Annotated in this window: 19 protein-coding genes and 1 tRNA gene; 14 read left to right on the top strand and 6 right to left on the bottom strand. The window is 50.2% G+C overall.

All coding sequences use genetic code 11. The annotated features are described in order from the left end of the window. Positions 1-27 precede the first annotated feature (27 nt). Positions 28-216 carry a hypothetical protein gene (locus M4D81_RS01655; protein ID WP_071223022.1) on the top strand — a complete coding sequence of 63 codons (189 nt, stop codon included), beginning with the start codon at positions 28-30 and terminating at the stop codon, positions 214-216. 96 nt (positions 217-312) lie between these two features. Here the strand turns inward: M4D81_RS01655 and M4D81_RS01650 are convergent, their stop codons facing one another. From M4D81_RS01650 to M4D81_RS01640, 3 genes are all read right to left on the bottom strand, one after another. Further along, positions 313-1,518, bottom strand: a complete 1,206-nt coding sequence (locus M4D81_RS01650; RefSeq protein ID WP_071223023.1) for an MFS transporter — start codon at positions 1,516-1,518, stop codon at positions 313-315. 120 nt (positions 1,519-1,638) lie between these two features. Then, positions 1,639-2,238, bottom strand: a complete 600-nt coding sequence (locus M4D81_RS01645) for a TetR/AcrR family transcriptional regulator (protein ID WP_071223024.1) — start codon at positions 2,236-2,238, stop codon at positions 1,639-1,641. A 198-nt stretch (positions 2,239-2,436) separates the two neighbouring features. Further along, positions 2,437-3,201 (bottom strand): polysaccharide deacetylase family protein, encoded by a 765-nt coding sequence (locus M4D81_RS01640; RefSeq protein WP_260064209.1) that lies wholly within the window; start codon positions 3,199-3,201, stop codon positions 2,437-2,439. A gap of 364 nt (positions 3,202-3,565) precedes the next feature. On the opposite strand from M4D81_RS01640, the gene M4D81_RS01635 reads away from it, so the two are divergent. The 3 genes from M4D81_RS01635 to M4D81_RS01625 all read left to right on the top strand — a co-directional run bounded on the left by M4D81_RS01635 (position 3,566) and on the right by M4D81_RS01625 (position 4,958). Then, a tRNA-Leu gene (locus M4D81_RS01635) sits at positions 3,566-3,651 on the top strand. Positions 3,652-3,856: 205 nt separating this feature from the next. Beyond that, positions 3,857-4,543, top strand: a complete 687-nt coding sequence (locus M4D81_RS01630) for a uracil-DNA glycosylase (RefSeq protein WP_260064208.1) — start codon at positions 3,857-3,859, stop codon at positions 4,541-4,543. 19 nt (positions 4,544-4,562) lie between these two features. Beyond that, entirely contained in the window at positions 4,563-4,958 is a 396-nt protein-coding gene (locus M4D81_RS01625; protein ID WP_260064207.1) for a hypothetical protein, read from the top strand. A 96-nt stretch (positions 4,959-5,054) separates the two neighbouring features. Here M4D81_RS01625 and M4D81_RS01620 read toward each other — a convergent pair whose 3' ends face one another. Together M4D81_RS01620 and M4D81_RS01615 are read right to left on the bottom strand one after the other, a co-directional pair. Continuing rightward, positions 5,055-6,134 carry an AI-2E family transporter gene (locus M4D81_RS01620; RefSeq protein WP_260064206.1) on the bottom strand — a complete coding sequence of 360 codons (1,080 nt, stop codon included), beginning with the start codon at positions 6,132-6,134 and terminating at the stop codon, positions 5,055-5,057. 98 nt (positions 6,135-6,232) lie between these two features. Next, complete coding sequence (locus M4D81_RS01615) at positions 6,233-6,571, bottom strand: L,D-transpeptidase (RefSeq protein WP_194541700.1); 339 nt, start codon at positions 6,569-6,571, stop codon at positions 6,233-6,235. Positions 6,572-6,755: 184 nt separating this feature from the next. Here M4D81_RS01615 and M4D81_RS01610 point away from each other — a divergent pair, with 184 nt between their 5' ends. The 10 genes from M4D81_RS01610 (at position 6,756) to M4D81_RS01565 (ending at position 26,386) form a co-directional block, all read left to right on the top strand. Further along, positions 6,756-8,579 carry a sensor histidine kinase gene (locus tag M4D81_RS01610; protein WP_260064205.1) on the top strand — a complete coding sequence of 608 codons (1,824 nt, stop codon included), beginning with the start codon at positions 6,756-6,758 and terminating at the stop codon, positions 8,577-8,579. Beyond that, entirely contained in the window at positions 8,572-10,083 is a 1,512-nt protein-coding gene (locus tag M4D81_RS01605) for a response regulator transcription factor (RefSeq protein ID WP_194541702.1), read from the top strand. The genes M4D81_RS01610 and M4D81_RS01605 overlap by 8 nt, the downstream gene beginning before the upstream one ends. A gap of 128 nt (positions 10,084-10,211) precedes the next feature. Continuing rightward, positions 10,212-11,690: an ABC transporter substrate-binding protein gene (locus M4D81_RS01600; RefSeq protein WP_071223031.1), complete on the top strand. Its 1,479-nt coding sequence runs from the start codon at positions 10,212-10,214 to the stop codon at positions 11,688-11,690. A gap of 140 nt (positions 11,691-11,830) precedes the next feature. After that, entirely contained in the window at positions 11,831-12,760 is a 930-nt protein-coding gene (locus M4D81_RS01595) for an ABC transporter permease (RefSeq protein WP_175320733.1), read from the top strand. Positions 12,761-12,813: 53 nt separating this feature from the next. Continuing rightward, the gene (locus M4D81_RS01590; RefSeq protein WP_071223071.1) at positions 12,814-13,710 is read left to right on the top strand and encodes a carbohydrate ABC transporter permease; all 897 of its coding nucleotides are present in this window, start codon (positions 12,814-12,816) and stop codon (positions 13,708-13,710) included. A gap of 26 nt (positions 13,711-13,736) precedes the next feature. Then, positions 13,737-16,034 carry a glycoside hydrolase family 3 N-terminal domain-containing protein gene (locus tag M4D81_RS01585; protein WP_071223032.1) on the top strand — a complete coding sequence of 766 codons (2,298 nt, stop codon included), beginning with the start codon at positions 13,737-13,739 and terminating at the stop codon, positions 16,032-16,034. 3 nt (positions 16,035-16,037) lie between these two features. Beyond that, positions 16,038-19,151, top strand: a complete 3,114-nt coding sequence (locus M4D81_RS01580; protein ID WP_260064202.1) for an alpha-mannosidase — start codon at positions 16,038-16,040, stop codon at positions 19,149-19,151. 20 nt (positions 19,152-19,171) lie between these two features. Next, entirely contained in the window at positions 19,172-20,491 is a 1,320-nt protein-coding gene (locus M4D81_RS01575; protein ID WP_260064201.1) for a glycoside hydrolase family 125 protein, read from the top strand. Further along, on the top strand, positions 20,488-23,628 hold the full coding sequence (locus M4D81_RS01570) for a beta-galactosidase (RefSeq protein ID WP_260064200.1): 3,141 nt from the start codon (positions 20,488-20,490) through the stop codon (positions 23,626-23,628). Before M4D81_RS01575 ends, M4D81_RS01570 begins: the two co-directional genes overlap by 4 nt. Before the next feature lie 22 nt (positions 23,629-23,650). Then, entirely contained in the window at positions 23,651-26,386 is a 2,736-nt protein-coding gene (locus M4D81_RS01565) for an alpha-mannosidase (RefSeq protein ID WP_260064199.1), read from the top strand. 165 nt (positions 26,387-26,551) lie between these two features. Here M4D81_RS01565 and M4D81_RS01560 read toward each other — a convergent pair whose 3' ends face one another. After that, complete coding sequence (locus M4D81_RS01560) at positions 26,552-26,713, bottom strand: hypothetical protein (protein WP_181469721.1); 162 nt, start codon at positions 26,711-26,713, stop codon at positions 26,552-26,554. Positions 26,714-26,715: the final 2 nt, after the last annotated feature.

Genomic DNA, 26,715 nt, shown 5'->3' with positions numbered 1-26,715 from the left:
TTTTAGCATATAGGGTGGGGGATGAAGGTGTCAGAGTGGGTATTAAATCAGTCCTGGGGACTTCCGGTGTTGCTAGCCTTCTTGGTGATCGTATTTGTATTTGAATCAAGGAAGGCTTTCAAGGCATATAAAGAAAAAAGACGGTTTGAATTGGGATGGTCTCTATTGTTTGCCCTGGTGGCTTTATTGGCGATGATTGTCCTGGTGGCCTATTAAAAAATACATAATCAAAAACAGGACCCCGCCAGAAGCTTCCGGCGGGGTCTTGTTCCATGATTAGCTGTTAAGCGGTCAGGACGTTGTTACCTTTCGTCACCGTTCATTCATGACGGCCTCTGTAGCGGTCCAGGCTCTGCCTGCACGCATGGCCAGGAAGAAGCAGAGGATCAGAACGATGGACGCGGAGATATAAGGAAAGTTGATGTCCAAATCAAACAGATATCCTGCCACCAGCGGCCCCGCAATATTTCCCAGACTGGTGTATGCCGAGTTCAGGCCGGCCACGTAGCCTTGCTGATCCTTCGCCAGCTTAGACATTTGCGTACCGATAGCGGGACGCAAGATGTCGATCGACAGGAATACCAAGAAGGTTACAAGGAATATGAGCCAGTATTTATGCACAAACAGGGTTAACAGGATACAGATTCCCGCGGTAAGCAAACTGAGCGTAATGACTCTTTTCTCACCGAAGCGGTTCAGGATCCAACCGAATATCGTCGCTTGGACGACGGCACCCGCAATCGACCCAAACGTGATGATCATGGCAATATCTTTAGGGGTGAACCCGAATTTATGATCCACAAACAGGCCGAACACCGTTTCGTAATTGGCAAGCCCGAACGAGAGCACAAATACAATGATCAAACTTAGGAAGTAAGGTTCCTTGAAAGAACGCACCAGCTGAACGGCCAGGCTCTCCTTCTTCCGTCCCAGCACGGTAGGTGCTTCCTGCTTGGCGGATGATTCCGGAAGCAGCAGCAGCGTTACCAGCGCGGCAATACCTCCCGCAACGGCCGCGGCGTAGAAAGGAACGCGAATGCCAAACTCGGCGATAAATCCTCCGATGCCTGGTCCGATGATGAAGCCTGTCGTAATCGCAGCATTAATGAACCCCATGCCTCTGGCGCGTTCCTCATTCGAAGTCACGTCAGCCGTGTAGGCCATAACAGCGGGCATAATGAGTGCAGCGCCGATACCGCCCAGCATTCTTGAGGCAAACAGGAGCGGCGGTGTGCTGGCAGCTCCGAACAACCATTCCGATACGGCGAACACCATCATGCCGGTGATGATGATTTTTTTACGACCCATGGTGTCGGACAATCTTCCCGCAAGTGGGGAGAATAACAGCTGTGTTAATGAAAATGCGGCAACGAGCATACCTACCGTGCTGCCGCTGATATGCAGTTCCGTCATATAGGTTGGCATAATAGGTATGACAAGCCCGATCCCGGTGAAGACTAGAAATATATTGAACATGAGGAGCAGAATGGCTCCATTGTTTCGCATGAGTAATGACATGATGATTCCTCCAAAAATAAAAGACGATTTAATAAAGACATAATGAAAATGTTTGTAATTCGGTTACTTATATACTGAACGTTCGGTTTGTGATAGTGTATGAAAAAAAGTATTTATTTTTCATGATTTCTTTTCAATGCCATGCAGAAATACTTTGATGGCGGCATGATAAAGGGCAAGCGCATTTTCAACCTTCGTTATACGCGACATCTGGCTTAAGCCAACAATGAGGCTCTCAAAGATAACGGACAGTTGCTCCACATTATGATTCTCAAACTCCCCGCGATCCATCCCTTGCTGCAGTAATTTCTGATTGAATTCCAAATGGCTCCTAATAATCCGGACGACTCTTTGTTCTACTTCTTCGCTAACATCTCCATTGCTGTTTATAAATTCATCAAGCGCCTTAGAGAAGGGGTGGTTCAGATCATCAAAAACCAATTGATCGGCTATTCCATACAGCTTGTCAACGGTGGTGGTGTAATGCTGCTCTTTGCTGTTCCATTTCTGTTCCCACTCGAGGTCCCATTCCTCAACCAGATACAGAAACAGCCCTTCCTTGCTCTTGAAATGATAATAGATATTCCCTTTGCTGCTGCCTGTGGCTTCAACGATTTCCTCTATTGACGTTGATTTGTAACCCTTCTGCATAAAAAGAGCCTTGGCGGCTTCGGCTATTCGTCGCTTGGTATCTTCGGTTTGTTGTTGTTTTTTATTCACGCATGCACCCCCTTATAACCCTTGAAAGCTATTCGAATTTTATATACTGAACGTTCGTTCTGTATCTTATCAAATGGAATTGATATATTCAAGAGGAAATTAGACTCTGTGTTTTTCCGATCCAACCGACTTCGAAAAAATAACCGTTGCCATCAGAAGGCAGCGGTTATTCTAGAACGTTGTAGGTCATCCATTCCCTTAATGGTTTACTTCAATGAACTTACGCGTTTTCTCGTGATAGGAGAGCAGCTCCGAAACGGTCACAAACTCGTAGCCTCTCTTTTGCAGCTCCGGTAAAATCACTTTGAGAGCCTCTACCGTCTGTGTACTGCTTGGCACAAAGTCGTGCATCAGTACGATGTCTCCATTATGGGCATTATCCAGCACTTTTTTAACAATCCGGTTAACGCCGGGCTTTCGCCAGTCGAGTGTATCCTGATGCCATGACCATAATACGGTCAGCATACCGAAATCCTTGCTCGTGCGGACAATTGCTTCATTATAGCTGCCTCCCGGTGGACGAAACAGGACGGTTCGAATGCCGGTTGCCTGAAAGATCGCATCTTGCGTCTGGTTTAACTCGCTTGTTAACTTGCTGACATTAATATTGTGAAAAGGAGGATGGGAGTAAGAGTGATTGCCGATTTCATGTCCTTCGTGCAGTTCCCGCGCTACGATCTCGGGGTGCTTCTCCACCCGGCTGCCAACAACGAAGAAGGTGGCTTTTGCGTCATATTGCTTTAGCAGATCCAGAATTTGAACGGTGTTCTGCGCGTCCGGTCCATCGTCAAAGGTAAGAGCAATTACTTTATTGTGAGTGGGGACTTCCCATACTATCTCGCCTCGTTCCTCATAATACCCCCTGCCCTTGGAAGCGGATGGCGCATGGTTGGCGTTGACAACATGTTGATGGCAAAGGGAGATGGAGAGAGCGATCCATATGACGGTTGAGAGTTTTTTCATGGTGAGCGGTTTCCTTTTCTCTGTTGTTCTAGTCTTCGCATATGACATGACAGTGCAAGCATATTTATCATTTGGTGATTACGGTAAAATTATTCTTTACGGAAAACGGAAGGATTCGAACGGATGAGTTAGAGCGAAGGCTTGAAGCTATCGAGAATGAGGCTTTGGATAGGGTGATGCGAAAAATTATGAGTTTCATATATTGACATCATATGGTTGGACATGGTATTATCAATTTTGTCGCTAAGACGAAATGTGCACACCTAGATATCGGAATGAGATCGCAAAATATTGCGAATTCCACGCGTACCTTCGGTTATGTAAGTGAACGTGAACGACGCTAGGAACATGCGCGGATAAATATGCCGGGGTGGCGGAATTGGCAGACGCACAGGACTTAAAATCCTGCGGTAGGTGACTACCGTACGGGTTCGACCCCCGTCCTCGGCATTATAACAGCGTCTGGTAAGATGCAAAATAAGTCGGCCCCCGTATGGGTGCCGGCTTATTTTTTAAATCGACACAAGGTCAACTCATGATGCGTGTTGTTATTTGATTCAAATTGAACGGAAGAAGTTGGTGTTCCGATTATAGAAATCGCATTCTTTTATGATTCCATGCTGGCCTGTGTGAGGAGGAGAGAGGAGACATGCGGATGTTTAACAATGATTGGGACCTTATTCTGCAGGGAGAAATGGATAAGCCTTATTTTCAAGCGTTGATGGAACGGGTGGACGAGGAATACCGGCACTGCACGGTGTATCCCCCCAAGGAAGATATATTTCGGGCTCTTCAGCAAACATCGTACCAATCGACGAAAGTCGTTATTTTGGGACAAGACCCATATCACGGTCGTGGGCAGGCGCAGGGGCTGAGCTTTTCCGTCTCGCCCGGGGTTACGATTCCTCCATCTTTACGAAATATACATAAGGAGCTTGCTTCGGATCTGGGAATCTCGATTCCCAATCACGGTTCCTTGCAATCGTGGGCGGATCAGGGGGTACTGCTGCTTAACGCAGTGCTTACGGTTCGCGAGGGCGAGCCGAACTCACACAAAGGGATCGGGTGGGAGAAATTCACCGATACGGTCATTACGAAACTGAATGAACGCGATCAGCCGATGGTTTTTATATTATGGGGAAGTTACGCACAGAAGAAAGGCTCCTTCATAGACCGAAGCCGGCATAAGGTGCTTGAGTCAAGTCATCCGAGTCCGTTTGCAGCGCATAAAGGATTCTTCGGTAGTCGTCCATTTTCAGCATCGAATGCTTTTTTAATGCAAAAGGGTATGGATCCGGTGAATTGGGACATCCCGAGCACGCCGGGCGATGGAGATGAATAATCCGCGAGAGGTGACCTTCATGAAACATTGGATTGGTCGTCATGTTGTCATTCAGCGTTTAGACGGGGCAAAAAGCACGGTTGAAGGTGTGTTGAAAGGATGGGACCCCGTTCAGGAAAAAGTGATTCTTGGCCCGGGTGAGCTTGTTATACCGTTTCGTGCCATTCATAGAATTATGCCGAGAAACGCATACCCGGCCTTGAACTCCATCGGTTATGTCGTGAACCATACCATTCAATTCGATAACGCCGTCTATTTTGGATCTTCCGTCATGATATGGAGGGGCAATCGACTGGTGTCACCACAGGCCATCCTGACTTCTCACGATGAGGATACCGTTACCCTGTCAAATGGCATGATATTGCGCAAGGACGAGCATTATTTTGTGGTTCGATCCTTGCGCGGCAATGCGTGATTCTTTAAATAAAGGATGTCCCCAGCAGCCATCGTGAAGTTGGCGGGGACGTCTTTTTTTGTGCAAATGGAAAAGTGTATCTCCAGTCATCCGAGTTCATGATGCGTCTTCTACTTTTTCGGCAAGGAACAGTTCGTAAATCCGTATCACGATTATTTTGATGATCATGTAAGCCGGAATGGCGAGCAGGATGCCCAGCAGCCCGAAGAAATCGCCTCCTACAAGGATGAGGGCAATCGTGGTCAACGGGTGAATATCAAGCTGTTTCCCGTAGATGACCGGTGTCAGAATATTATCTTGGATCTGCTGTGCGATGACAATAACGACAACGGACCATATCGCAATGGAAGGAGATTCGATAAATCCGATAATGACGGCAGGAATGGTCGCCAGCAGCGCTCCGATATACGGGATGAAATTCAAGAAAAAGGAAATGACCGTCAAGAGCAAAGAATAGGGCAGCCCGATGATCAGAAATCCGATATAAATCATAATGCTAAGTATAAGATTCAGGATCACTTTGCCGATAATAAAATTGCTGAGTGCCGTATCGATCTCACCCAGCACCTCCTGGCCATCGCGGCGGTATCGTCTTGGCAGGACACTGAGCAGCCTGGGCGGAAGCTTGCCGCCTTCCTTCAGCATGTAGTACAGAATGATCGGAATCGTAGCAATAATAACGACAACGCTCGATACAACGGTAATCAGGTTGTTGATGGAGTTGCTGATCCAGGTAATGATCCGATTCATATACTCCGTCAGTGAGGTGGACAGCTCGGATTCCGTCGGTATATAGCGTGACCAGAATCGATTCTGCTGCAGCTGGTCAATCTGTTCCTGCACGCCCTCTACCAGAAAGGGAGTATTGCTGATAAAATTTTCGATCTGTTCGCGCAGTGTCGGCCACACCACAATGCCGAAGATGGCGCAGAGACCGGCAAACACGAAATACAGCATCAGAACGCCAATGGATCGTTTGATTTTCCGCCGCTCCAGGTAGTCCACGATCGGCCTGAGCAGATAATAGAAGAAGCCGGCCATCGCGACGGGAACGATCAGCATATTGAACATGGAGACGATTGGCCGGAACAAAAAGCTGATTTCGGAACCGAGATAAATGATCAAGAGCAGTGCGATTATGCCAAAGCATGTCCTGAAATATTTGCTCTGCATCATGGGCAATCCCTCCATACAACGATTAGTAAATACATAGGTACTATGTAACATTTGTATTTAACCAATTTGGAGGGATTTGAAATCACCAGTTTATGTTATCAGTTTCGTATGGTGACCCGGGTATGGATGGGCACGAGGGAAGCCAGCTCCGTCACATCCTCGTTGTACATCCGAATACATCCAAGAGAAACGGAGCGCCCGATGGATGAAGGGTCGTTCGTGCCATGGATGCCGTAATGGGGTTTGGACAACCCTAACCAATAGGCTCCGAACGGTCCCCCGGGATTTGGCTGCTTGTTGATGATGGTGTAATTGCCTGGCGGCGTCTGTGTAGCCATTTTGCCGATGGCAACCGGGAATGTACGTACCACGATGTTGCCGTCCAGCAGGTGCAACTGATAATCGGATAAATCGACAATAATGCGGTATTGGGGCATTGTAAACCCTCTCCTTCCTGATTCATGCTATGAACCAGGGGGAACACTGGCCCCTAAAATGACCTAAAATAGGCAAATTACACCTTCATGACTTGGTAGAAATTTCATCCAATGGTGACGGTCTGCCGATGTTATATTTAATATGTTGCGCAGTAACAACGTTTGCATCAGGAAGGGGAAACCGATGTCTCCTGCTAGGTTTTATCAAAAATATATCAAAAATAATATGTTTACCAAGATGCTGCTGTTAATCTCCCTGATTGCGGTGGTTACTATTGTCACTTTATCTTTTCTCATGTATTATTTCTTGTTTCAATCGGCTGTTCGCAGTGAATTGGACATTCAGCGAAGCGCGGTTGAGCGGGTGGAACGGCATGTGAATCAAAAATATGTGAATGCGCAGTCCTATGTGAATGAACTGTATCGCAACACCTCTCTAGGCATTGACACTTCCTATTTCCTTATGAACTCGTTTAATGAGTACATGGCGAAGCGAATGAACCGGATTGCGGGCGGAGGGCAGTCCAATTCAGATAGCGTGGTCGCTTACTTTAAGCAGAGGCTGGACGATGATCCGGATATCGAGAATATTATGCTGTACAGTGCCGAGAAGCAGTATGTGTATGTTTACAAGCAGGGCAGCATGACAAGGCTCTATCAGGCGAATGCGACGCATTCTTACATCCCCGACGTTATGGCCCTCGAAAGCCAGAGTGTCACATTGCCGAATCTGTGGGTGCGTAAGCTGGCCGGAGACGTGACCTTACCGTTATTCTCGATCCGGAGCCCGATTAATGATATGACCACCTACAAGAATCTGGGGCAGCTGGTTATTTTATATCGAACGGAAGCACTGGATGCCGTCCTGAACAGTGGCAAAGATCCATTGAAGGGGTCCGTAATGGTTTTATCCGGCGACGGCCGCGTGATGTTTGATTCCTCAGGCAAATATTACGGCGAGAAATATCCGTATGCAGACCGGCTGCTGAATTCCAAGGAAACCGTGAACCTCGATGAAGAATCGTATATTACAACGGCAGCGCACAATCAGGCAGGTTATACGGTGGTTGGCATTACGCCTAAACGTGAGATCGCTGAATCTTTCCATGGCGTGCAGAGCACCATCATGATTGCCGCCCTGCTGTGCATCGTGATTGCTGTGTCCATTCCTTCGCTGATGATCGTGAATTACTCCAAGCGGACAGATAACATTATCCGTTTTATGCGCAAGGTTGAGAAGGGAGAGTTCGTGGCCCGGATGCAGGATACCAAGGATGATCAGCTGGGGCAAATTGCGGGCAGCTTTAATGAAATGCTGGACGAGCTTTCCCGGTATATCGACAAGGTATATAAGGCGGAAATCAACCAGAAGAACGCGGAGCTGTCTGCATTGCAAGCCAGAATTAATCCGCATTTTCTTTATAATACGCTCGAAGTGATTCGAATGAGGGCTCTCTCGCAAGGGGCGCAGGATGTTGGCGATATGATCTACAGCTTATCGATGCTGTTCAAGAATATCGTTCAGCACAAGTCCCACTATACGCTGAAGGATGAGCTGGAGGCGTGCAGGCTCTATCTGGAACTGTTTCGCATTCGCTATAAGGACAAGTATATTTACAAAATGCACTGTGAGGAACAAATCAAGCATGTGCCGATGATGAAAATGTCACTGCAGCCGCTGATTGAGAATTACATCGTTCATGGGCTGCGCAGCGACCAGGATGATAACTGGCTGACGATAAACGCGACGCAGCAGGATGGGGATGTCGTGATCGAGATCAAGGATAACGGGAAAGGGATCGAGCCGGAGCAGCTTGAGGAGATCAAATCCCGGCTGGAGATGGCCGAGTCGAGTGAAGAGTCGTTTGGTCTGCGGAGTGTGAATGAGCGGTTAAAGCTGACGTTTGGAAGTTCGTACGGAATGGACATCCAGAGTGAGCCGGGTAACGGTACGACGGTGACAGTCAAATTTCCGGTGGCAGAAGGGAAGCTGAATAACGATGTATAAAGTGTTTATCGTGGACGATGAGCCGTTCATTATAGAGGGATTATATGACGTCGTGGATTGGTCGAAGTATGGCATCGAGGTGGTCGGTCATGCGGAGAATGGGCGCAAGGCACTGGAGAAGATGGCGGTCATTCCGGTTGATATTCTCATTACGGATATATCGATGCCTGTCATGACGGGACTTGAATTGATTGAAGGCGCGCGTAAATTAAACCGTAATCTGAAGGTGATCATCCTGAGCGGTTTCGACGATTTTGCCTATTTGAAGGAAGGCATGCGTCTGGGGATCGAGAATTATTTGCTCAAGCCGATCAATCTGAAGGAACTGGAGGAAACGATTGCCAGCACAACGGATAAAATGAACAAATCCAGAAGGGAAATGAGACTGGACGAATACGACATTAACATATTGCGAAGCAATATCCTGTATCGCTGGATCACGGACCGGATTGAGCCGGAGGAGCTGGAAGAACGGGCGACCCTTCTGGGGCTGAATCTGAATTTGCCTTACGTCATGGCGTCTATCCTGAGAGCGGATTTCACACCGCTGGAGAGCTGTCTGTATCAATTAATGGATCAGGAGCCGGGTGTTCTGTATTTCCGGGACAACGACGGCGATCACGTTGTGATTTTTATGATGAAAGACCCGGACACGGAAAAAGCGAGGGCGATCCGGCTCCTGCAGCAGGTGCGCGAGTATTGCTATGAAGAAGAGTTGTCCATCTCGCTTGGCAGCGTGGAAAGCCTCGGCGGTAATTATAAGGACAGTTATCTTCACGCCAAGGAGGCACAGGAATACTATCTCGTTCTGGAGCAGCCCTCCTACGTGGATTATGTGGATGTTCAAGCCAAGAAGGGAGAAGCGGCGGAATCCTATTCCGTACAGTGGCCCGAATATGCCAAAGGCATCGCCGGAAGGGACAAGCAGGTGCTGTTTGATTTGATTGACAGTGATTTTGATCGGCTTCGCCATACGCAGGGGATGATCCCGACGACACTCAAGAGCATCGCGGTTGAGATGGTTATTCGCCTGAAGCTGGAGCTGAACGATATCCAATACACGGCAGCCCCTGATTTTGTGAAAAATACGATTACCGATATTATGGATTCCGTATCGATCGACGATCTGATTACGGCCGTGAAGGAAGGGGTTGGCGGGCTGGTCGATTCGCTCAACAATGACGTGAAGAGCCCTGTCATCCAGCAGATTCTGCATCATATCCAGCACCATTATAACGAGGATTTGTCACTGAAGGTGTTAGGTGCCCAATATCATATTCATCCGGTCTACCTGGGGCATCTGTTCCATAAAGAGACAGGAGAGAACTTTACGGAGTATATAAACCGATACCGGATTGAACGAGCGAAGGAGCTGCTCCGAAACACTTCGACGAAAGTGCAGGATATCGCAAAAAATGTAGGTTATTGGGAAACCGGTTATTTCTATAAACAGTTCAAAAAATTCGTCGGCGTATCGCCGAGGGATTTTCGAGGAATGCTCTGATTAATTTAATCAGAGTTTTTTTCTTTATTTTCACCATAATACCTTTAATTTTTCGCCTATGTGAAACTGCTTTCATGGGATAACCTTATAAGTGTAGAGACACAAAGGATTCAAAAGGGAGGATAAACATGAGTAAATCGAAAAAGAAATGGCTCCTGCCGCTGACGCTGCTATTGTCTGCATCCATGCTGTTGTCGGCATGCGGAGGCAACAAAGAAGAGAGTGCAGGAAACGGTGGGGGAACTGCCGAGAAACCGGTTGAGCTGATCTGGTACACCATCGGAACACCTCAAAAGGATGTCGACAAGGTTGAAGAAGAAATCAATAAATACACTGCTGAGAAGATTGGTGTAACCGTTGACATGAAAATGATCGACTTCGGTGATTACAACCAGAAGATGCAAGTTATGGCAGCTTCCGGCGAACCGATGGATATCCTGTTTACCAGCTCATGGGCGTTTGACTATGTGCAAAATGCACGTAAAGGCGCATTCATGGAATTGGACGAGCTGATTGAAAGCCATGGAAAAGGCATTAAAGACGCGATTGACCCTGCGTTCCTGGAAGGTTCCAAGGTTGACGGTCACAACTATGCAATTCCGGCAAACAAAGAGCTTCCTGCTCAAGAAGCATGGCGCTTTAACAAAACGCTGCTTGATAAATACAACCTCGATATTTCGAACGTGAAATCGATGGAAAGCTTGGAGCCACTGCTGAAAACGATTAAGGAAAAAGAACCGAATGTCGTTCCTTTGGCTATCAGCAAAGACTTCGGTCCGTTGCTTCCATTTGACTACATCATCGAAAAAATGCCAATGGCCGTTTACCTGGATGATAAGGAAGAGCTGAAAGTTGTGAACTTCCTCGAAATGCCGGAAACGATGGACATGCTGAAATTGATGAACAAGTACTACAAAGCGGGATACATTTCCCCAGAAGCAGCGACAACAACTTCGACGCAAGATTTGATGACATCCGGCAACTGGTTCACGGACCGTGCGGCAACGCAGCCGTTCGCAGACAATCTGTGGAGCCAAAGCTACGGCTATCCGGTTGTATCCACTCCGGCTGGCGACGCAACGATCTTCAACTGGTCGGTAATGGGTTCGATGCAAGCGATTTCTGCTAACTCGAAATACCCTGAGAAAGCTATGGAGTTCTTGAATCTCCTGAACACTGACGTATATCTTCGCAACCTGGTTGACTCCGGTATCGAAGGCGTGCACTACAAAAAGCTTAGCGAGAACGTAATGGAAAACTTGCCAGAATCGAAAAACTACGACATGCCTACCTTTGCCCTTGGTAATGTCATGCTGACTTACTTGAATCCTGAGGATCCTGAGAACAAATGGGAAGAGTTCAAGAAGTTTAACGAGTCCGGCCAGCCTGCTCCGCTTCTCGGTTTCAACTTCGATCCAACCAAAGTATCCACAGAGCTCGCAGCAGTCAACAACGTAAAAGAAGAGTTCTGGGCGCCGCTGATGACAGGTACCGTGAATCCTGAGGAGTTCCTGCCAAAAGCGAATGAAAAGCTGAAAGCTGCTGGTCTGGACAAGATCATCGCTGAAGCACAAAGCCAAATTGATGCTTGGAAAGCAAGCAAGTAATAACAATGCATGAAGCGGCCTGCCTGTCCTAAGGGACAGCAGTACCGCTGCAGCATGAACAAGGACGGGGCGGCGGATGTTCACCCGCCCTTCTTTTGTTCATTTCATGCACATCACGAGGAGGGGTAAGCGTGAGAGCGATCGGACAGTTTTTCAAAAATATTATGACGAATAAGGCCATGCTGTTCATGGTTTTGCCGGGGACCCTATGGTTTCTCTTATTCTCATATTTGCCCATGTTCGGGACCATTATTGCATTTAAGGAATACCGCTTTAGCCGTGACGGGTTCTGGGCAAGTATCGTTAATAGTGAATGGGTAGGATTCCAGAACTTTAAGTTCCTGTTCAGTACCAACGATGCTTACATCATTACGCGCAACACCGTTCTATATAATTTCGTGTTCATTATTCTAGGTCTCATTCTATCCGTAGCACTGGCTATCGTATTGTCTGAAATCGTGAACAAGAAATTGGCGAAAGTCTATCAAACCGGTATGTTCCTGCCGTACTTCCTGTCCTGGGTTATCGTAGGTTACTTCGCATTCAGTTTCCTGAGCATGGATAAAGGGATGTTGAACCAGATTCTGGGCTGGTTTGGCATGGAGCCGGTTCAATGGTATTCCGAGGCCAAGTATTGGCCGATATTCCTGACGTTAATCAGTTTGTGGAAATCCGTTGGTTATAACAGCGTCGTTTATCTGGCGGCGATTATGGGGATCGACAAATCCTTGTACGAAGCGGCCATGATTGACGGAGCAAACAAATGGCAGCAGATTAAAGCCATTACGCTTCCGATGCTCAAACCGCTGATGACCATTTTGACTCTTCTTGCGATCGGTAAAATCTTCTACGCTGACTTTGGTCTCTTCTATCAAGTGCCAAGGGATTCGGGAACCTTGTATTCCGTGACGAACGTCATTGATACCTATGTATATCGTGGTCTGAAGACAACGGGCGAGATCGGAATGAGTACCGCTGCGGGTCTGTACCAGTCGGTAGTCGGATTTATTCTGGTCATGGTATCGAACTATATCGTTCGTAAATATGACAAGGATAATGCATTGTTCTAATCGATCAATCTACCAAGAAGGGGGTATGTGATGTGTTCAAATCTAAAAGCAAGATGAAAGATTTCCATCAGCTTTCATCCGGGTGGAATGTCGTATTCAACCTGATTGCCGGTATTTTCTCGTTCTTATGTGTATTTCCATTCCTGTTCGTCATGATCATTTCATTTACAGATGAAGGCTCACTGGCCCGCAACGGTTACCAAATCTGGCCGGAGAAATGGAGTCTTGAAGCTTACAAATACGTATTCCAGACAGGCGATACGCTGCTTCGTTCTTATGGTGTTACGATCTTTGTAACGGTAGTGGGAACGTTGATCAGTTTGTTTATCATCTCGTTATATGCCTATGCAATCTCTCGCAAGGGTTTCAGATATCGGAATTTCTTCGCGTTCTTTGCATTTTTCACGATGCTGTTTAACGGGGGGCTGGTACCGACTTATATCGTTGCCACGCAATTGCTCGGTCTGAAAGATTCCATCTGGGCATTGATCCTGCCATTGGCGCTCAACGCCTTCTATATTATGATTCTTCGAACGTTCTACAGCACCAGCGTTCCGGATGCCATCATTGAATCCGGTAAAATCGACGGTGCAAGCGAGTTTAAAATTTTCTACAAGCTGGTATTGCCGCTATCCCTGCCGGGTCTGGCAACCATCGGGTTATTCAGCACCCTGGGATATTGGAACGACTGGTTCAACGCATTGCTCTACATTGATGATCCGAACCTGGTTCCGCTGCAATCCATGCTCATGCGGATTGAGACCAGCATGCAGTTCATCCTGCAGAACTCTCAGAATTCATCCCTTAGCATGGCCGCTCTGCAGAGCATGCCGCAGGATACGTCGCGGATGGCGATGGTCGTTCTGGCAACGGGGCCGATTATTCTGGCTTATCCGTTCTTCCAGCGCTATTTCATTCAAGGTCTGACCATCGGCGCGGTTAAAGAATAAATTCTTCATGTACCGGAGGGTATGAGATGACTTATAAAGATTCCAGTAAACCCATTACGGAAAGAGTTGAACATCTTCTTGGGCTGATGAACCTGAAGGAAAAGGTTGGGCAGCTGATCCAGCCGTTCGGCTGGAAGACCTATGAAGTAAATGAAGGCCGGATTTCATTAACGGATTCATTTAAAGAGCAAGTGAAAAATGGCGGCGTCGGATCCCTTTACGGGACCCTTCGCGCCGATCCATGGACCGGTGTAACACTTGAGACCGGTCTTTCTCCGCGTGAAGGAGCAGAAGCCGTCAACTACATCCAGCGCTACGCCATTGAGGAATCGCGTCTGGGCATTCCGATCCTGATCGGGGAGGAATGCTCGCATGGGCATATGGCTATCGGCGGCACGGTCTTTCCGGTGCCGCTGTCCATCGGGAGCACATGGAACGTGGATTTGTACCGGGATATGTGCCGTGCCGTGGCGCTCGAAACGCGCAGCCAAGGCGGTGCCGTCACGTATTCCCCGGTCCTAGACGTCGTGCGCGACCCAAGATGGGGCCGTACCGAGGAATGCTTCGGCGAAGATCCATACCTGATCAGCGAATATGCGGTCGCATCGGTAGAAGGCCTTCAAGGTGATTCATTGGACAGCCCGAGCAGTGTTGCGGCGACGTTGAAGCATTTTGTAGCTTATGGCAGTTCCGAGGGCGGGAGAAATGCGGGACCCGTGCATATGGGAACACGTGAATTGATGGAAGTGGACATGCTGCCGTTCAAGAAAGCCGTGGAGGCAGGAGCAGCATCCATTATGCCGGCTTATAACGAGATTGACGGCGTGCCGTGCACCGTTAATACGGAGCTGCTTGACGGAATTCTTCGCGAGGAGTGGGGCTTTGACGGCATGGTGATCACCGACTGCGGGGCCATTGATATGCTGGCCAGCGGCCATGACACCGCTGAAGACGGAATGGATGCCGCTGTTCAGGCACTTCGTGCCGGCATCGATATGGAGATGTCAGGCGAGATGTTTGGCAAGCATCTCCTGAACGCGATCGAGTTAAACAAGCTTGAGGTTGCCGTATTGGATGAGGCCGTGCGCCGCGTATTGACCTTGAAATTCAAGCTCGGACTATTCGAGAATCCGTACGTGGATCCTCAGGTAGCCGAGGAGGTTATCGGCAGCCAGCATCATGTGGATCTAGCCAGACAGCTTGCTGCGGAAGGCATCGTTCTGCTCAAGAATGAAAGCAAGGCCTTGCCGTTATCCAAAGAAAGCGGCGTGATTGCCGTCATTGGACCTAACGCCGATCAGGGCTACAATCAGCTTGGGGATTATACGTCTCCTCAGCCGCCTGCAAGCGTGACCACCGTACTGGATGGAATCCGCGCAAAACTGGGTGATGAAGCGAATCGTGTATTGTATGCACCGGGCTGTCGCATTAAGGATGACTCCAGGGAAGGTTTTGATTTCGCGTTAGCTTGCGCGGATCAGGCCGATACCGTGGTCATGGTGCTTGGCGGTTCCAGTGCCCGCGATTTCGGCGAAGGCACGATCGATTTGCGCACAGGGGCATCGAAGGTCACGGACGACGCTCTAAGCGACATGGATTGCGGCGAGGGCATCGACCGGATGACGCTGCAGTTATCCGGCGTCCAATTGGAATTGGCCCAGGAGATTCATAAGCTTGGCAAGCGGATGATCGTTGTGTATATCAACGGCCGGCCGATTGCGGAGCCGTGGATCGACGAGCATGCCGATGCCATCCTGGAAGCATGGTATCCGGGTCAGGAGGGCGGACATGCGGTAGCGGACATTTTGTTCGGCGATGTGAATCCGTCCGGCAAGCTGACGATGTCGATACCGAAGCATGTCGGACAGCTTCCGGTTTACTATAACGGCAAGCGGTCGCGCGGTAAGCGTTACCTCGAAGAGGATTCTCAGCCGCGTTATCCGTTTGGATACGGGCTTAGCTATACCGAGTTCCGTTATTCGGATATTCAAGTTACACCAGAAGTGATCGGAACAGGCGAATCCGCCGTTGTCTCTGTGAATGTTACAAATAGTGGAGACCGGGAAGGGTCCGAGGTTGTACAATTGTATGTGAGCGATGTGGCCAGCAAATATACAAGACCGGCCCGTGAGCTGAAGGGCTTCCGCAAGATCTCTCTGCAGCCTGGAGAGCAGTGCAAGGTGGAATTTACCGTCGGACCGGAACAGCTTCAATATATCGGTCAAGATTACAAGCAGGTGGTTGAGCCTGGCTTGTTCCGTGTGATGGTTGGCAGACATGTGAACGATACGCTGAGTGCAGATCTGACTGTACAGGAGGGTTAAGGAATGGAACGCATTCGACGCTTTATACGCGAACTGTCGGAGCGGCAGTGGCTCGAGTCGACGGAGCTTAGAGAGTGGGACATTACCCGAACCACATACATGGTTCCGGGCGTGTATGAGGATACGGCTCCTTATACAGAGGGGCATGACTTCAACAGGTTTCCGAGCACGCAGGGAACAACCTATTTCTTTCGGAGGAACCTTGAATTGCCCACCCAATGGGTGGATGGAGCGATCGGACTTGTATTCCACTCCGGGGGCGAGGGATTATTGCGCATAAACGGAGTATCTTATCAGGGCTTGGACCGCAATCATACTTTCGTCAAGCTTGATCCGAAACGCACCGGCTTGAACATGAAGCTTGAGATCGAGTTGTACGATCCGATTCCGGAGCCGGTAGACCCGCTGAATCAGCAGGCTGTCATCCAGCCTCCGATTACTAGGGTGCAAAGCTTGCTAGTCAACGTGAACGTACCCGTTCAGAGCCTGATGTACACCGCGACCGTGATCCGCGATTCGCTTATCCTGTTGCCGGATAGCGATATGCGGCGAATTCGCTTAATGGAGGCGCTGTATCAGGCGATGGACCGCTTTGTCAGCCTGGACGACGCCGCCATTCGGGATGGCGCTCAGGTAACCGGGATTGAGCATGATCTGAAACAGGCGGTTACTGCCATTGGCGGCCATGCTGAAGGCACCGAGCATATGGTAGGCCAATCGCATATCGACATCGCCTGGCTGTGGCCGGTCAGGGAAACCGTGCGAAAAACAAGCCGGACCTTCTCCACCATGGATGCGCTAATGAATGAATATCCCGAATTTAAGTACGCGCAGAGCCAGCCTTTGCTGTACCAATTCCTGAAGGATCACGATCCTGAGCTGTACGAGAGAGTGAAGGCCAGAATCAAGGAAGGACGCTGGGAGCTAGTCGGCGGGATGTGGGTCGAACCGGACCTGAACATTCCGAGCGGGGAGTCCCTCATGCGCCAAATGCTGTACGGGCAGCGCTTCTATCAAGAAGAGTTTGGTCTGACATCTCATATTGAGTGGCTGCCGGATACGTTCGGATACTGTGCATCCCTGCCTCAGATCCTGAAGCATGGCGGCATTCGTTATTTCATGACAACAAAACTTGGCTGGAACGATACGAATGTGTTCCCTTACGACCTGTTCCATTGGGTCGGGATCGATGGAACCCCAATGTTATCCTATCTCAATCACGGCGTGAATGAGAACACGCTGCCCAAAGATGTTCATGAGCACTGGCAGTCATACCGCCAAAGAGCCGTTCATCCGGAGCAGATGCTGCTGTATGGACATGGTGACGGCGGAGGTGGCGTAACCCGCGAAATGTTGGAATATATCGACCGTGCCGGGCTTATGGTGGGGCAACCGGCCAGCAAGTACAGTACGGCTGCCGAGTTTTTCAGCGGGATTGAGGAAACACAGCCGAAGCTGCCGAAATGGCGCGGGGATTTGTATCTTGAGCTTCATCGCGGCACCTATACAACGCATGGGCGGAACAAGCGTTATAACCGGAAGGCGGAAATTCTGTACCGCGAGGCGGAGCTCTGGAATTCGGTGGCATTTTCGTCGATGGACAACGAGCAGCGGCAGGGGATTAGGAGCGAGCTGCATGACGGCTGGAAATTGATTTTGCTGAATCAATTTCATGATATTATTCCAGGATCCGCCATTACGGAGTCTTATGTCACCTCCGAGAAGGAATACGAAGAGGTGTTCCAAAAAGGAAATCATAGCCTCCGTCTTGGACTTCAGGTATTGGCGGATCAGGCCGATACTGAAGGGGAAGGCACTCCGTATGTCATCTTCAACGGACTTGGATGGAGCAGAGATGCGGTCATTTCGATTGAAGGAGAGCAGGGCCTCGCGCCGTATGATTCGGATGGAGCGCTGCTGCAATACGATGCCCAAACCGAAGAGAACGGTAAAACCTCTCACCGCTTGAATGTTCATGTTCAAGGCATCCCGGCTTTGGGATACAAGACCATTTGGTTGAAACGGCCAGCAGGAAACAAGGCGGTAGCGGAGAATTCTACTACAGTGTTCGCAAATTCCTGGGAAACGGATCATTATAAGGTCAGCTTTAATGAGCGCGGCGAAATCACGAGCCTGTGGGATAAAGAGGCTCATCGGGAAGTGGTCAAGCCGGGCGAAGCCGCGAACCGCTTCCACTTCTTCCATGACCGTCCGACGCTGTGGGACGCATGGGATATCGATACCCGTTACGAGGAGCAATTAGCCGGAGAGGCGGAGCTGATCGAGAAGAAGCTGGTGCATGCGGGTGAGGTACAGGATGTGCTGCGTTTCCACTGGCGCATCCATAACTCGGAGATCATGCAGGACATGATTTTTTATCATCACGACCGGCGGATCGATTTCAAGACGTTTGTCAGTTGGAATGAATCACATAAACTGCTGAAAGTCGGCTTCCCGATCGGGGTCGTTGCCGATAAGGCTACTTATGAGATTCCGTTCGGAACCATCGAGAGACCGACTCATCGCAATACAAGCTGGGAGCAGGCGCAATATGAAGTCTGCGGCCACCGTTTCGCGGATGTGTCGGAGCATGGATATGGCGTCAGCCTCATCAACGACTGCAAGTACGGGTATGACATTCAGGATAGCACCATCCGGTTGTCCCTGCTGCGCGCGCCGAAGTGGCCCGATGTCACGGCAGACTTGGGTGAGCATGAGTTCACATATTCCTTATACCCGCATGAAGGAGACTGGAGAAGCGCTGGAATCGTCCGCAAAGCTGCCGAGCTCAATCATGAGCTTCCATACGTAAGAGCAAGCTCGAACAAGGGGCCTCGGGCTGCTGTTCATTCGTTTATTCCGTTCGAGAGCGATCATGTGATCCTGGATACCGTTAAACCAGCAGAAGACGGTTCAGGGTATATCCTTCGAATGTATGAATCCGCGGGAGGGCGAGACGAAGCAGTACTGAGCTGGCCTTATCCTTATGATATCGTCCATGTATCCAACGCCCTGGAAGAAGAACTCGAACTACTGGATACTGCGGAAGGAAGGTTAGTCCTTCAATTCTTGCCGTATGAGATCAAAACCATCAAATTGACTACACATCATACTTAATCAAAGGAGCCAGAACAACCATGGAACAATTCAGACTCCCAAAAATACCAATGCCGGAGCTTGAGCTGCCGCAATCGATTCAGGCGGTTCTGCAAGAGGCTGAAGAGAAGCTTGCGCACCGTCCAAAGCTGCTTCAGCTGTTCAAGAACACGTTCCCGAACACGCTGGAGACAACAACCAAACTGATGGAGGATGGCACGACATTTGTGATTACCGGTGATATCCCGGCCATGTGGCTGCGCGATTCGGTAGAACAGGTGATCCATTACATTCCGTTTGCGAAGAATGATCCGCAGCTGCAGCGGATTTTAAGCGGATTGATCAAACGCCATTTTCAATATATTCATATCGATCCTTATGCCAACGCCTTTAATGAATCGGCGAATGACTGGCACTGGAACACAACCGACGAAACCGAAATGTCCCCATGGGTATGGGAGCGCAAGTTTGAGATTGATTCCCTGTGCTTCTCCGTTCGCTTGGCCTACCTGTACTGGAAGGAAACCGGTCTTACGGATGTGTTTGACGCCAACTTCAAGTCGGCTATGATCAAGATCATCGAGCTGTTTAAAACCGAGCAGCACCATTTCGAGAAATCGCCTTACCGTTTCACGCGGGATAACGGAATTCCAACGGATTCCTTGCGCAATAACGGGCTCGGCATGCCGGTAAATTATACGGGCATGATCTGGTCCGGCTTCCGTTCAAGCGATGACGCTTGCGACTTCCACTACAATATTCCGGGCAACATGTTCGCCGTTGTCGCCCTGCGTCAAATGCAGGAATTCGCGGAATGGGTATTCCGGGATATGAAGCTGCTCGATGAGCTGAAACGACTCGAAGCCGACGTGGATCACGGGATTCAGTTGTACGGCATCTACCGCCATCCGGAGTTTGGACCGATCTACGCCTATGAAACAGACGGTTACGGGAATCACTGCTTGATGGATGATGCGGGAACCCCTGGACTCATGTCCATCCCTTATCTGGGGTATTGCTCTGCAGATGATCCGATCTATCAAAACACCAGACGGTTTGCGCTCAGCAAAGAGAATCCTTTCTACTACGAGGGCGCTGTTGCCAAAGGAATCGGCAGTCCGCATACACCGCCGGATTACATCTGGCATATGGCCTTGTCCATGCAGGGAATTACGGCACAGACGGCCGAAGAGAAGCTGGAGATGATTGCGCTGCTGGAAGCGACCGATGCCGATACCGGCTTTATGCATGAAGGCTTCCATGCCGACGATCCAAAAGTCTTTACTAGATCTTGGTTTGCCTGGTCCAACAGCCTCTTCTCGCAATTGGTCTATCAGGCGATGAAAGCAGGGATTCTATGAGCGGGCGTCTGATTGTATTCTACGATCCGTCCTTTCCGGCAGCAGAAGCTGCCGGTTTGCCGGCTAGCGCGGCGGCCCTGCATGCATTCGATGTCGTGTGTCGTGCTGAGGATTTGGCTGAAGCGCTGGAATCTGCAGGTGGACAGGGCGCAAGCTTTGTCAATTTGCATGCGCCTTACTTCCCGAAAAGCGCCTGGAGAGCGATCCTGGGCTTTCTGAGAAATGGCGGCGGTCTTGTCAGCGTAGGCGGTGCCCCCTTCAAACGCCCTGTCCGTATGGAGGATGGCGCTTGGGTGGTGGAGCATGAACAGACGGCATACCACCAGCAGCTCCACATTCACGAGGTGCTGCCAGTAGACAGCGGACGCGTCGACCATTTAACTGCAAGTGACGTTATTCCGGTTATGGAGAGCTGCCATGAGCGGTTATCCGTCCGCGATACGTGGAACCTGGTTCCGCATGTCACCAAAAGCAGTGACCTGCCGCATCAGATGGGATCGGCCGGGCCGATGGATACACGGATTTATCCGCTTCTTAAGGGGACCACGGCGAAGGGACGAGAAGTCGCGGCTCCTGCCGTTTTGTGGGAAAACGTCGGCGGACCTTTCTTGGGTGGACGCTGGATGTTTGTGAATCAGCCTCTCTCAACCGCTTTCTGGGAACAGGATGGAGGAGATGAGGTACGGCGCTGGGCGGCATTCTGCGCAAAGGGCATCACCGAGCTGTGGATCAAGCCGAATTATGCGGCCTACGAGTCCGGCGAGCGCGCGATTCTGACCCTGCAGGCACAACGTCTTGGCCGGAGCTTACCCGTACAAGAGCCGCAGAGCTGGACATTCCGCATCTCCGTCAAACACGACCAAGATGAGTCCTTATCCTGGCATCATTCCGAGACGGTGGATGTGACCGGACAATTTCATGTGCAGCGCATTCCGGTTATGCTGGATATCAAGCCTGGATCCTATCGGGTCGTATGTGAAGCTGAAGGACCGGATGGAGAAATCCGCGTGCTGAGACAAGGGTTCTGGGGAACAGATTCCGAGCTTTTGCAGGCGGGAACGCCTGTAACCTGCAATCGGGATTACTTCATCAAGGATGGCCGCCCGCTGCCTGTTGTCGGGATGACTTACATGACCTCCGATGTAGCGCGTAAGTTCCTGTTCCTTCCGAACACGGATGTATGGGACCGCGATATGGCACAGATGCGTAATGCGGGCATCAACTGGATTCGTACCGGTATCTGGACCGCATACCGCAATATTATGCAGGTGGACGGTCATGCATCCGAAGAGGTTTTGCGTTCGATTGACGCCTTCCTGTTAACGGCGAAGAAGCATGATTTGCAGGTGACATTCACGTTCTTCTCCTTCACCCCGGAGACTTGGGAAGGTCAAAATCCTTACCTCGATCCGCGAAGTGTGGAAGCGCAGAAGCGTTTCATACGTTCCATCATTAGTAGACATAAAAATACGAAGAATGTGGACTGGGATCTGATTAACGAGCCATCCATGTTTGATCCGCCGCAGATATTCTCGGACGGACCGCGTTCCGCGAAGGATCCATTCGAGAAACAAGCTTATATCGACTGGCTGAAAAAGCGCCATGGTTCGATTGAGCGTCTGCAGGAACGCTGGAATATGACAGCCGATCAGCTGCCGGGTTTTGACTCCGTGGTTCCACCGGAGCCTCAAGTCATTAATTTTGACGTTCAAGACATGCATCAAGGGAAAAAAGGCACCCAATGGCTTGATTACGCACTGTTCTCCATGGACATGCATAACCGCTGGGCCAAGGAATTATATGACGATATTAAAGAAGTATGCCCGGATCATATGGTTACCGTTGGACAGGACGAGGCGCTTGGCGCACAGCGTCCATCTCCGTTCTTCTATGCCGAAGCCGTAGACTATACGACGGTCCACTCCTGGTGGTTCAACGACTATTTGATCTGGGACGGCATCTTTGCCAAAACGCCGGATAAACCGAACCTGATTCAGGAAACGGGCATCATGTACGTGGAGACACCGGATGGCCGGGCGAAGCGAAGCGAAGCCGAGCTGCGGAATTTGCTGGAGCGCAAGTATGCTTACGCTTTCTCCACAGGGGGCGCAGGAGCCATTCATTGGATCTGGAACACGAATTTCTACATGGACAATGCCAATGAATCGCATATCGGAGCTGTCCGCGCTGACGGCACGGAGAAACCGGAAGCGGATGTGTCGTATGATTTCGGCGCTTTCATGGAAGGCATCCGGGATATGTTTACAGGCCGGAAGCTGGAAGAGACCGCGGTCATTTTCCCTTATTCGAACGATTTCTCGAACCGGAAGCTCGCTTTTGAAGCAACGACCAAGGCGACGCGCGCGCTTGCTTACGAGCTGAATGTGCCGTTCCGCGCTGTCGGGGAATATGATTTAAGCTCGCTGCGTAACCATCCGGTGAAGTTCATCATTCTGCCGAGCGCGCATAATGTAGATGACCAGGCGTTTGCCGAGTTGATGGATATCGTGAAGGAAACGGGAGCTACGCTGCTTCTGACAGGTCCTATCGGTCTGGATGCATATTGGCATCAGGTCGATCGAATGACCGAGGAGCTGGGCGAGCGGAAGCTGGCGAATGTTCGCCGGGAAGAAAGCTTGCGCATTGGGGATCGTGCATGGTCTGCATCGTATGGCCATCGGAAGATTGCCGAGCTGAGCAAAGAAATTCCGGCAGGCAGCGGGGCGAAACCGGCTGATGTGGCCGGCGACTCTATCGTGGATGTGAAGCTTGGAGCAGGGCGTCTTCTCTGGAGCCCGCTTCCCGTAGAATTGAATGATCGAATCGACACCATTTCGGCTTTATATCGGTATGCATTGGAGCTGTCCGCTGCCGACACTGGACTGATCTGGAATCAAGGCGGAGACCATTCCGGCGTATATGGACGCAAGGTAACGTTTGAAGAAGGAGCTCTCTTCGTATTCGGCTCGGAGCAATCGTGGGACACGAATGTTGAGGTAAAGGATCCTTCCACAGGCCTCATCTATTCATTCGTGCTGGAAGCGGATCGTTCGGTCTTGTTTGCAGTAGATGCGAGCGGTGACCTGTTATCGGTGTACCGTCCGGATGAGGTCGAAATCACGGTATCGAAGGGCTAACATAAGGGGGACTAAGCAAACGATGGATCAATCCAGAAAAGCACATATTATTTCGCATACTCACTGGGACCGCGAGTGGTATTTACCGTATGAAAAGCACCATGTGCGGCTGATCGAGCTCATGGACAGCTTGCTTGAGACGATGGAGAAGGACTCGGAGTACCGCAGCTTTTTCCTTGATGGCCAGACGATTATTATCGAAGATTATTTGCAGGTGAGACCCGAGAAGAAAGAGCAGCTTGAGAAGCTGATCACGGATGGACGCATTATTATTGGTCCATGGTACATTCTGCAGGATGCCTACCTGACAAGCAGTGAAGCCAACGTGAGAAATATGCAGATCGGACACCAGGATGCCGAGCGATACGGCACAGTTGCCAAAATCGGTTATTTCCCCGATACATTTGGACTTACAGGCCAAATACCGCAGTTGATGCTGCAGTCCGGCATCGATAATGCCTTCTTCGGCCGGGGCGTGAAGCCAACGGGCTTTAACAATACCGTCTCCGACAGCGGCTATGAGTCCTCATTCTCAGAGCTGATGTGGGAAGGTCCTGACGGCTCCAAGGTGCTGGGCATCCTGTTTGCCAACTGGTACAGTAACGGTAACGAGGTTCCCGTTGATGAAGCGGAAGCGAAGGCATTCTGGGACCGCAAGCTGGCGGATGCCGAGAAGTATGCTTCCACGCCTGAGCTGCTCTATATGAACGGGTGTGACCATCAGCCGATACAGACCGATCTTCCGGAAGGCATCCGTACAGCGAAGAAGCTGTATCCGGATACGGAGTTTATTCATTCCAATTTTGACGATTACCTGACAGCCGTTCGGGAGAAGCTGCCGCAGGATCTTTCCTCCGTAAAAGGAGAGCTGCGCAGTCAGCGTACCGATGGATGGGGAACGCTCGTGAATACCGCTTCAGCACGCGTGTACCTGAAGCAGATGAACCAGCGCGGCCAGACCTTACTCGAAAAAGTGGCCGAACCGCTTGCATCCTACGCGAGCCTGCTGGGTAAGGAGTATCCGCATCATCTGTTCACCTACGCGTGGAAGACACTGATGCAGAATCATCCGCATGACAGCATCTGCGGCTGCAGCGTGGACGAAGTTCACCGCGAAATGGTTACCCGCTTTGAGAAAAGCGCACACGTGGCCGAAAATATCGTGGACGACAGTGTTCGCGTCATTGCAGATGCCGTTGACACGAGCGCCTTCGAGCAATGGGGATCCGATCCGCTGCCGCTTGTTGTATTCAATACGACGGGTTGGAGCCGCAGCGGTACGGTCAGCATCGAGCTGGACGCGAAACGGCTCTATTTCCGGGAAGGTTACTCTTTGGAGGAAACCAGCCGCCGGATGAAGGAAATCGACTTGTCCGGCCGCGTGCTGGTTAACGCTCAAGGACAAGCTGTACCTTGCACCGTTGAGGATCTGGGTCTTCAGTTCGGCTACGATCTGCCGGACGACCGTTTCCGCCAGCCGTATATGTGCCGTCGTGTGAGACTCACCTTCGAGGCAAGCGCAATTCCTGCAATGGGATTGACTGCTTATGCTTGGGTGAAGAGTGAAGTGAAGCCTGCTGAGGTTGAATCCTTAATCAGCAATGCCAATGTGATGGAGAATGAGCTGATCAAGGTTGAGATCCAAGGGGACGGTTCCTTCTCCTTGACGGATAAAAAGAACGGACAAGTATACCGCGATCTGGGCGTCTATGAAAATACCGGAGATATCGGTAACGAATATATGTACAAACAGCCGGATGGCGAAGCGGCCTTGACCACGAAAGGCCAAACCGCCCAAATTTCGGTTCTGGAAGATACGCCTTACCGCGCAGCCATTGAAATCGTTCATAACTGGTCCATTCCGGCTATGGCTGACAGCAAGCTGGATGAAGAGCAGCATGAGCTTGTATATTATCCAAACCGCAAAGCGCAAAGATCGAGCGAGATGGTGCCCATGCGCATTCGTACCGTGGTCAGTCTGAACCGCAGCGGCAAAGGCGTGGAGATTGAAGCGACGATGGATAATCAGGCGAAGGATCATCGGGTGCGTGCATTGTTCCCAACGGATCTGCAGGCATCGTCACACAACGTGGATTCCATGTTTGAGGTGGCAACGCGGGATAACGAACCTGCTGCCGAATGGGAGAACCCGAGTTATACGGCTCACCAACAGGCTTTCGTTGACGTTACGACGGCTACTGCAGGGTTAACGGTAGCCAACCAAGGCTTGAATGAATATGAAGTCCTGCGTGACGGCCGGAATACCATCGCCGTTACATTGCTTCGTTCCGTAGGCGAGCTCGGTGATTGGGGGTACTTCCCTACACCTGAGGCTCAGTGCATCGGCGTTCATACCGTACGTATGGAGGTCATTCCGCATCAGGGAGACGGCATGAAGTCAGGCGCATACGCTGAGGCTTACCAGTTCCAAATTCCATGGACGGTTGCACAGACCGGAGTCCATGCCGGCGCCGTAGCAACGACTTCCGCACCGCTTGAATGGAGCCATGAAGAGCTTGCGTTCTCTTCCCTGAAAGTGAATCCGAAGACCGGAGATCTGATGCTGCGCTGGTTCAATATGGCGGGCACGGATACAGAACTGAAGCTGAAATCTTCTCTACCTTCCCGGGGCGTTTATAAGAGCTCTATTCTGGAAGTAGAGGGTACGGTTCAAAGCTTTGATGATCAAGAAAGCTTCACACTGCCGGTTAAACCTCACGAAATCGTGACACTCGGCGTTAAAGTTTCGGTCAAGTAAGCATTTATTAGATACCGCTGGGAATATGAGCTCCCGGTCCAGCAAGGCCCGATTCCGAGTTACAGGGATCGGGCCTTGCTGTCTTGCATGTTGAAATTAAAAAAGCTGCTCTCCCTAGGCCACAGTGGACGGTTGGAGGGCAGCTCTTTATTTTACTCGGCTTGATTATTGATTCTTCTCTTGGGTCTGGTCTTTCTCGTAAGCAATCAGGGTGATATCTTTGCCAGTAAGCTCGGCAATTTTGGTCTCAGCATCTTCAATCGCTTTCAAGGTACCTTCATTCCCATTGAGTGAGGCAATTTTATATTCCTCCGAATGGATGTCCATGG

This window comes from Paenibacillus sp. p3-SID867 (assembly GCF_025142895.1).
In the GTDB taxonomy this organism is placed as follows: Bacteria; Bacillota; Bacilli; order Paenibacillales; family Paenibacillaceae; genus Paenibacillus_AQ.
The sequence above is the reverse complement of the archived record's forward strand: the minus strand, read 5'-3'. Positions and strand labels throughout refer to the sequence as shown.

What these genes read in the sequence shown, in the direction of transcription:
- M4D81_RS01590 (WP_071223071.1), top strand. Translation starts at nt 12,814, where the DNA reads ATGAAAGATTTCCATCAGCTTTCATCCGGGTGGAATGTCGTATTCAAC.
- M4D81_RS01640 (WP_260064209.1), bottom strand. Translation starts at nt 3,201, where the DNA reads ATGAAAAAACTCTCAACCGTCATATGGATCGCTCTCTCCATCTCCCTT.
- M4D81_RS01570 (WP_260064200.1), top strand. Translation starts at nt 20,488, where the DNA reads ATGAGCGGGCGTCTGATTGTATTCTACGATCCGTCCTTTCCGGCAGCA.
- M4D81_RS01600 (WP_071223031.1), top strand. Translation starts at nt 10,212, where the DNA reads ATGAGTAAATCGAAAAAGAAATGGCTCCTGCCGCTGACGCTGCTATTG.
- M4D81_RS01605 (WP_194541702.1), top strand. Translation starts at nt 8,572, where the DNA reads ATGTATAAAGTGTTTATCGTGGACGATGAGCCGTTCATTATAGAGGGA.
- M4D81_RS01610 (WP_260064205.1), top strand. Translation starts at nt 6,756, where the DNA reads ATGTCTCCTGCTAGGTTTTATCAAAAATATATCAAAAATAATATGTTT.
- M4D81_RS01620 (WP_260064206.1), bottom strand. Translation starts at nt 6,134, where the DNA reads ATGATGCAGAGCAAATATTTCAGGACATGCTTTGGCATAATCGCACTG.
- M4D81_RS01630 (WP_260064208.1), top strand. Translation starts at nt 3,857, where the DNA reads ATGTTTAACAATGATTGGGACCTTATTCTGCAGGGAGAAATGGATAAG.
- M4D81_RS01560 (WP_181469721.1), bottom strand. Translation starts at nt 26,713, where the DNA reads ATGGACATCCATTCGGAGGAATATAAAATTGCCTCACTCAATGGGAAT.
- M4D81_RS01585 (WP_071223032.1), top strand. Translation starts at nt 13,737, where the DNA reads ATGACTTATAAAGATTCCAGTAAACCCATTACGGAAAGAGTTGAACAT.
- M4D81_RS01650 (WP_071223023.1), bottom strand. Translation starts at nt 1,518, where the DNA reads ATGTCATTACTCATGCGAAACAATGGAGCCATTCTGCTCCTCATGTTC.
- M4D81_RS01565 (WP_260064199.1), top strand. Translation starts at nt 23,651, where the DNA reads ATGGATCAATCCAGAAAAGCACATATTATTTCGCATACTCACTGGGAC.
- M4D81_RS01580 (WP_260064202.1), top strand. Translation starts at nt 16,038, where the DNA reads ATGGAACGCATTCGACGCTTTATACGCGAACTGTCGGAGCGGCAGTGG.
- M4D81_RS01615 (WP_194541700.1), bottom strand. Translation starts at nt 6,571, where the DNA reads ATGCCCCAATACCGCATTATTGTCGATTTATCCGATTATCAGTTGCAC.
- M4D81_RS01625 (WP_260064207.1), top strand. Translation starts at nt 4,563, where the DNA reads ATGAAACATTGGATTGGTCGTCATGTTGTCATTCAGCGTTTAGACGGG.
- M4D81_RS01575 (WP_260064201.1), top strand. Translation starts at nt 19,172, where the DNA reads ATGGAACAATTCAGACTCCCAAAAATACCAATGCCGGAGCTTGAGCTG.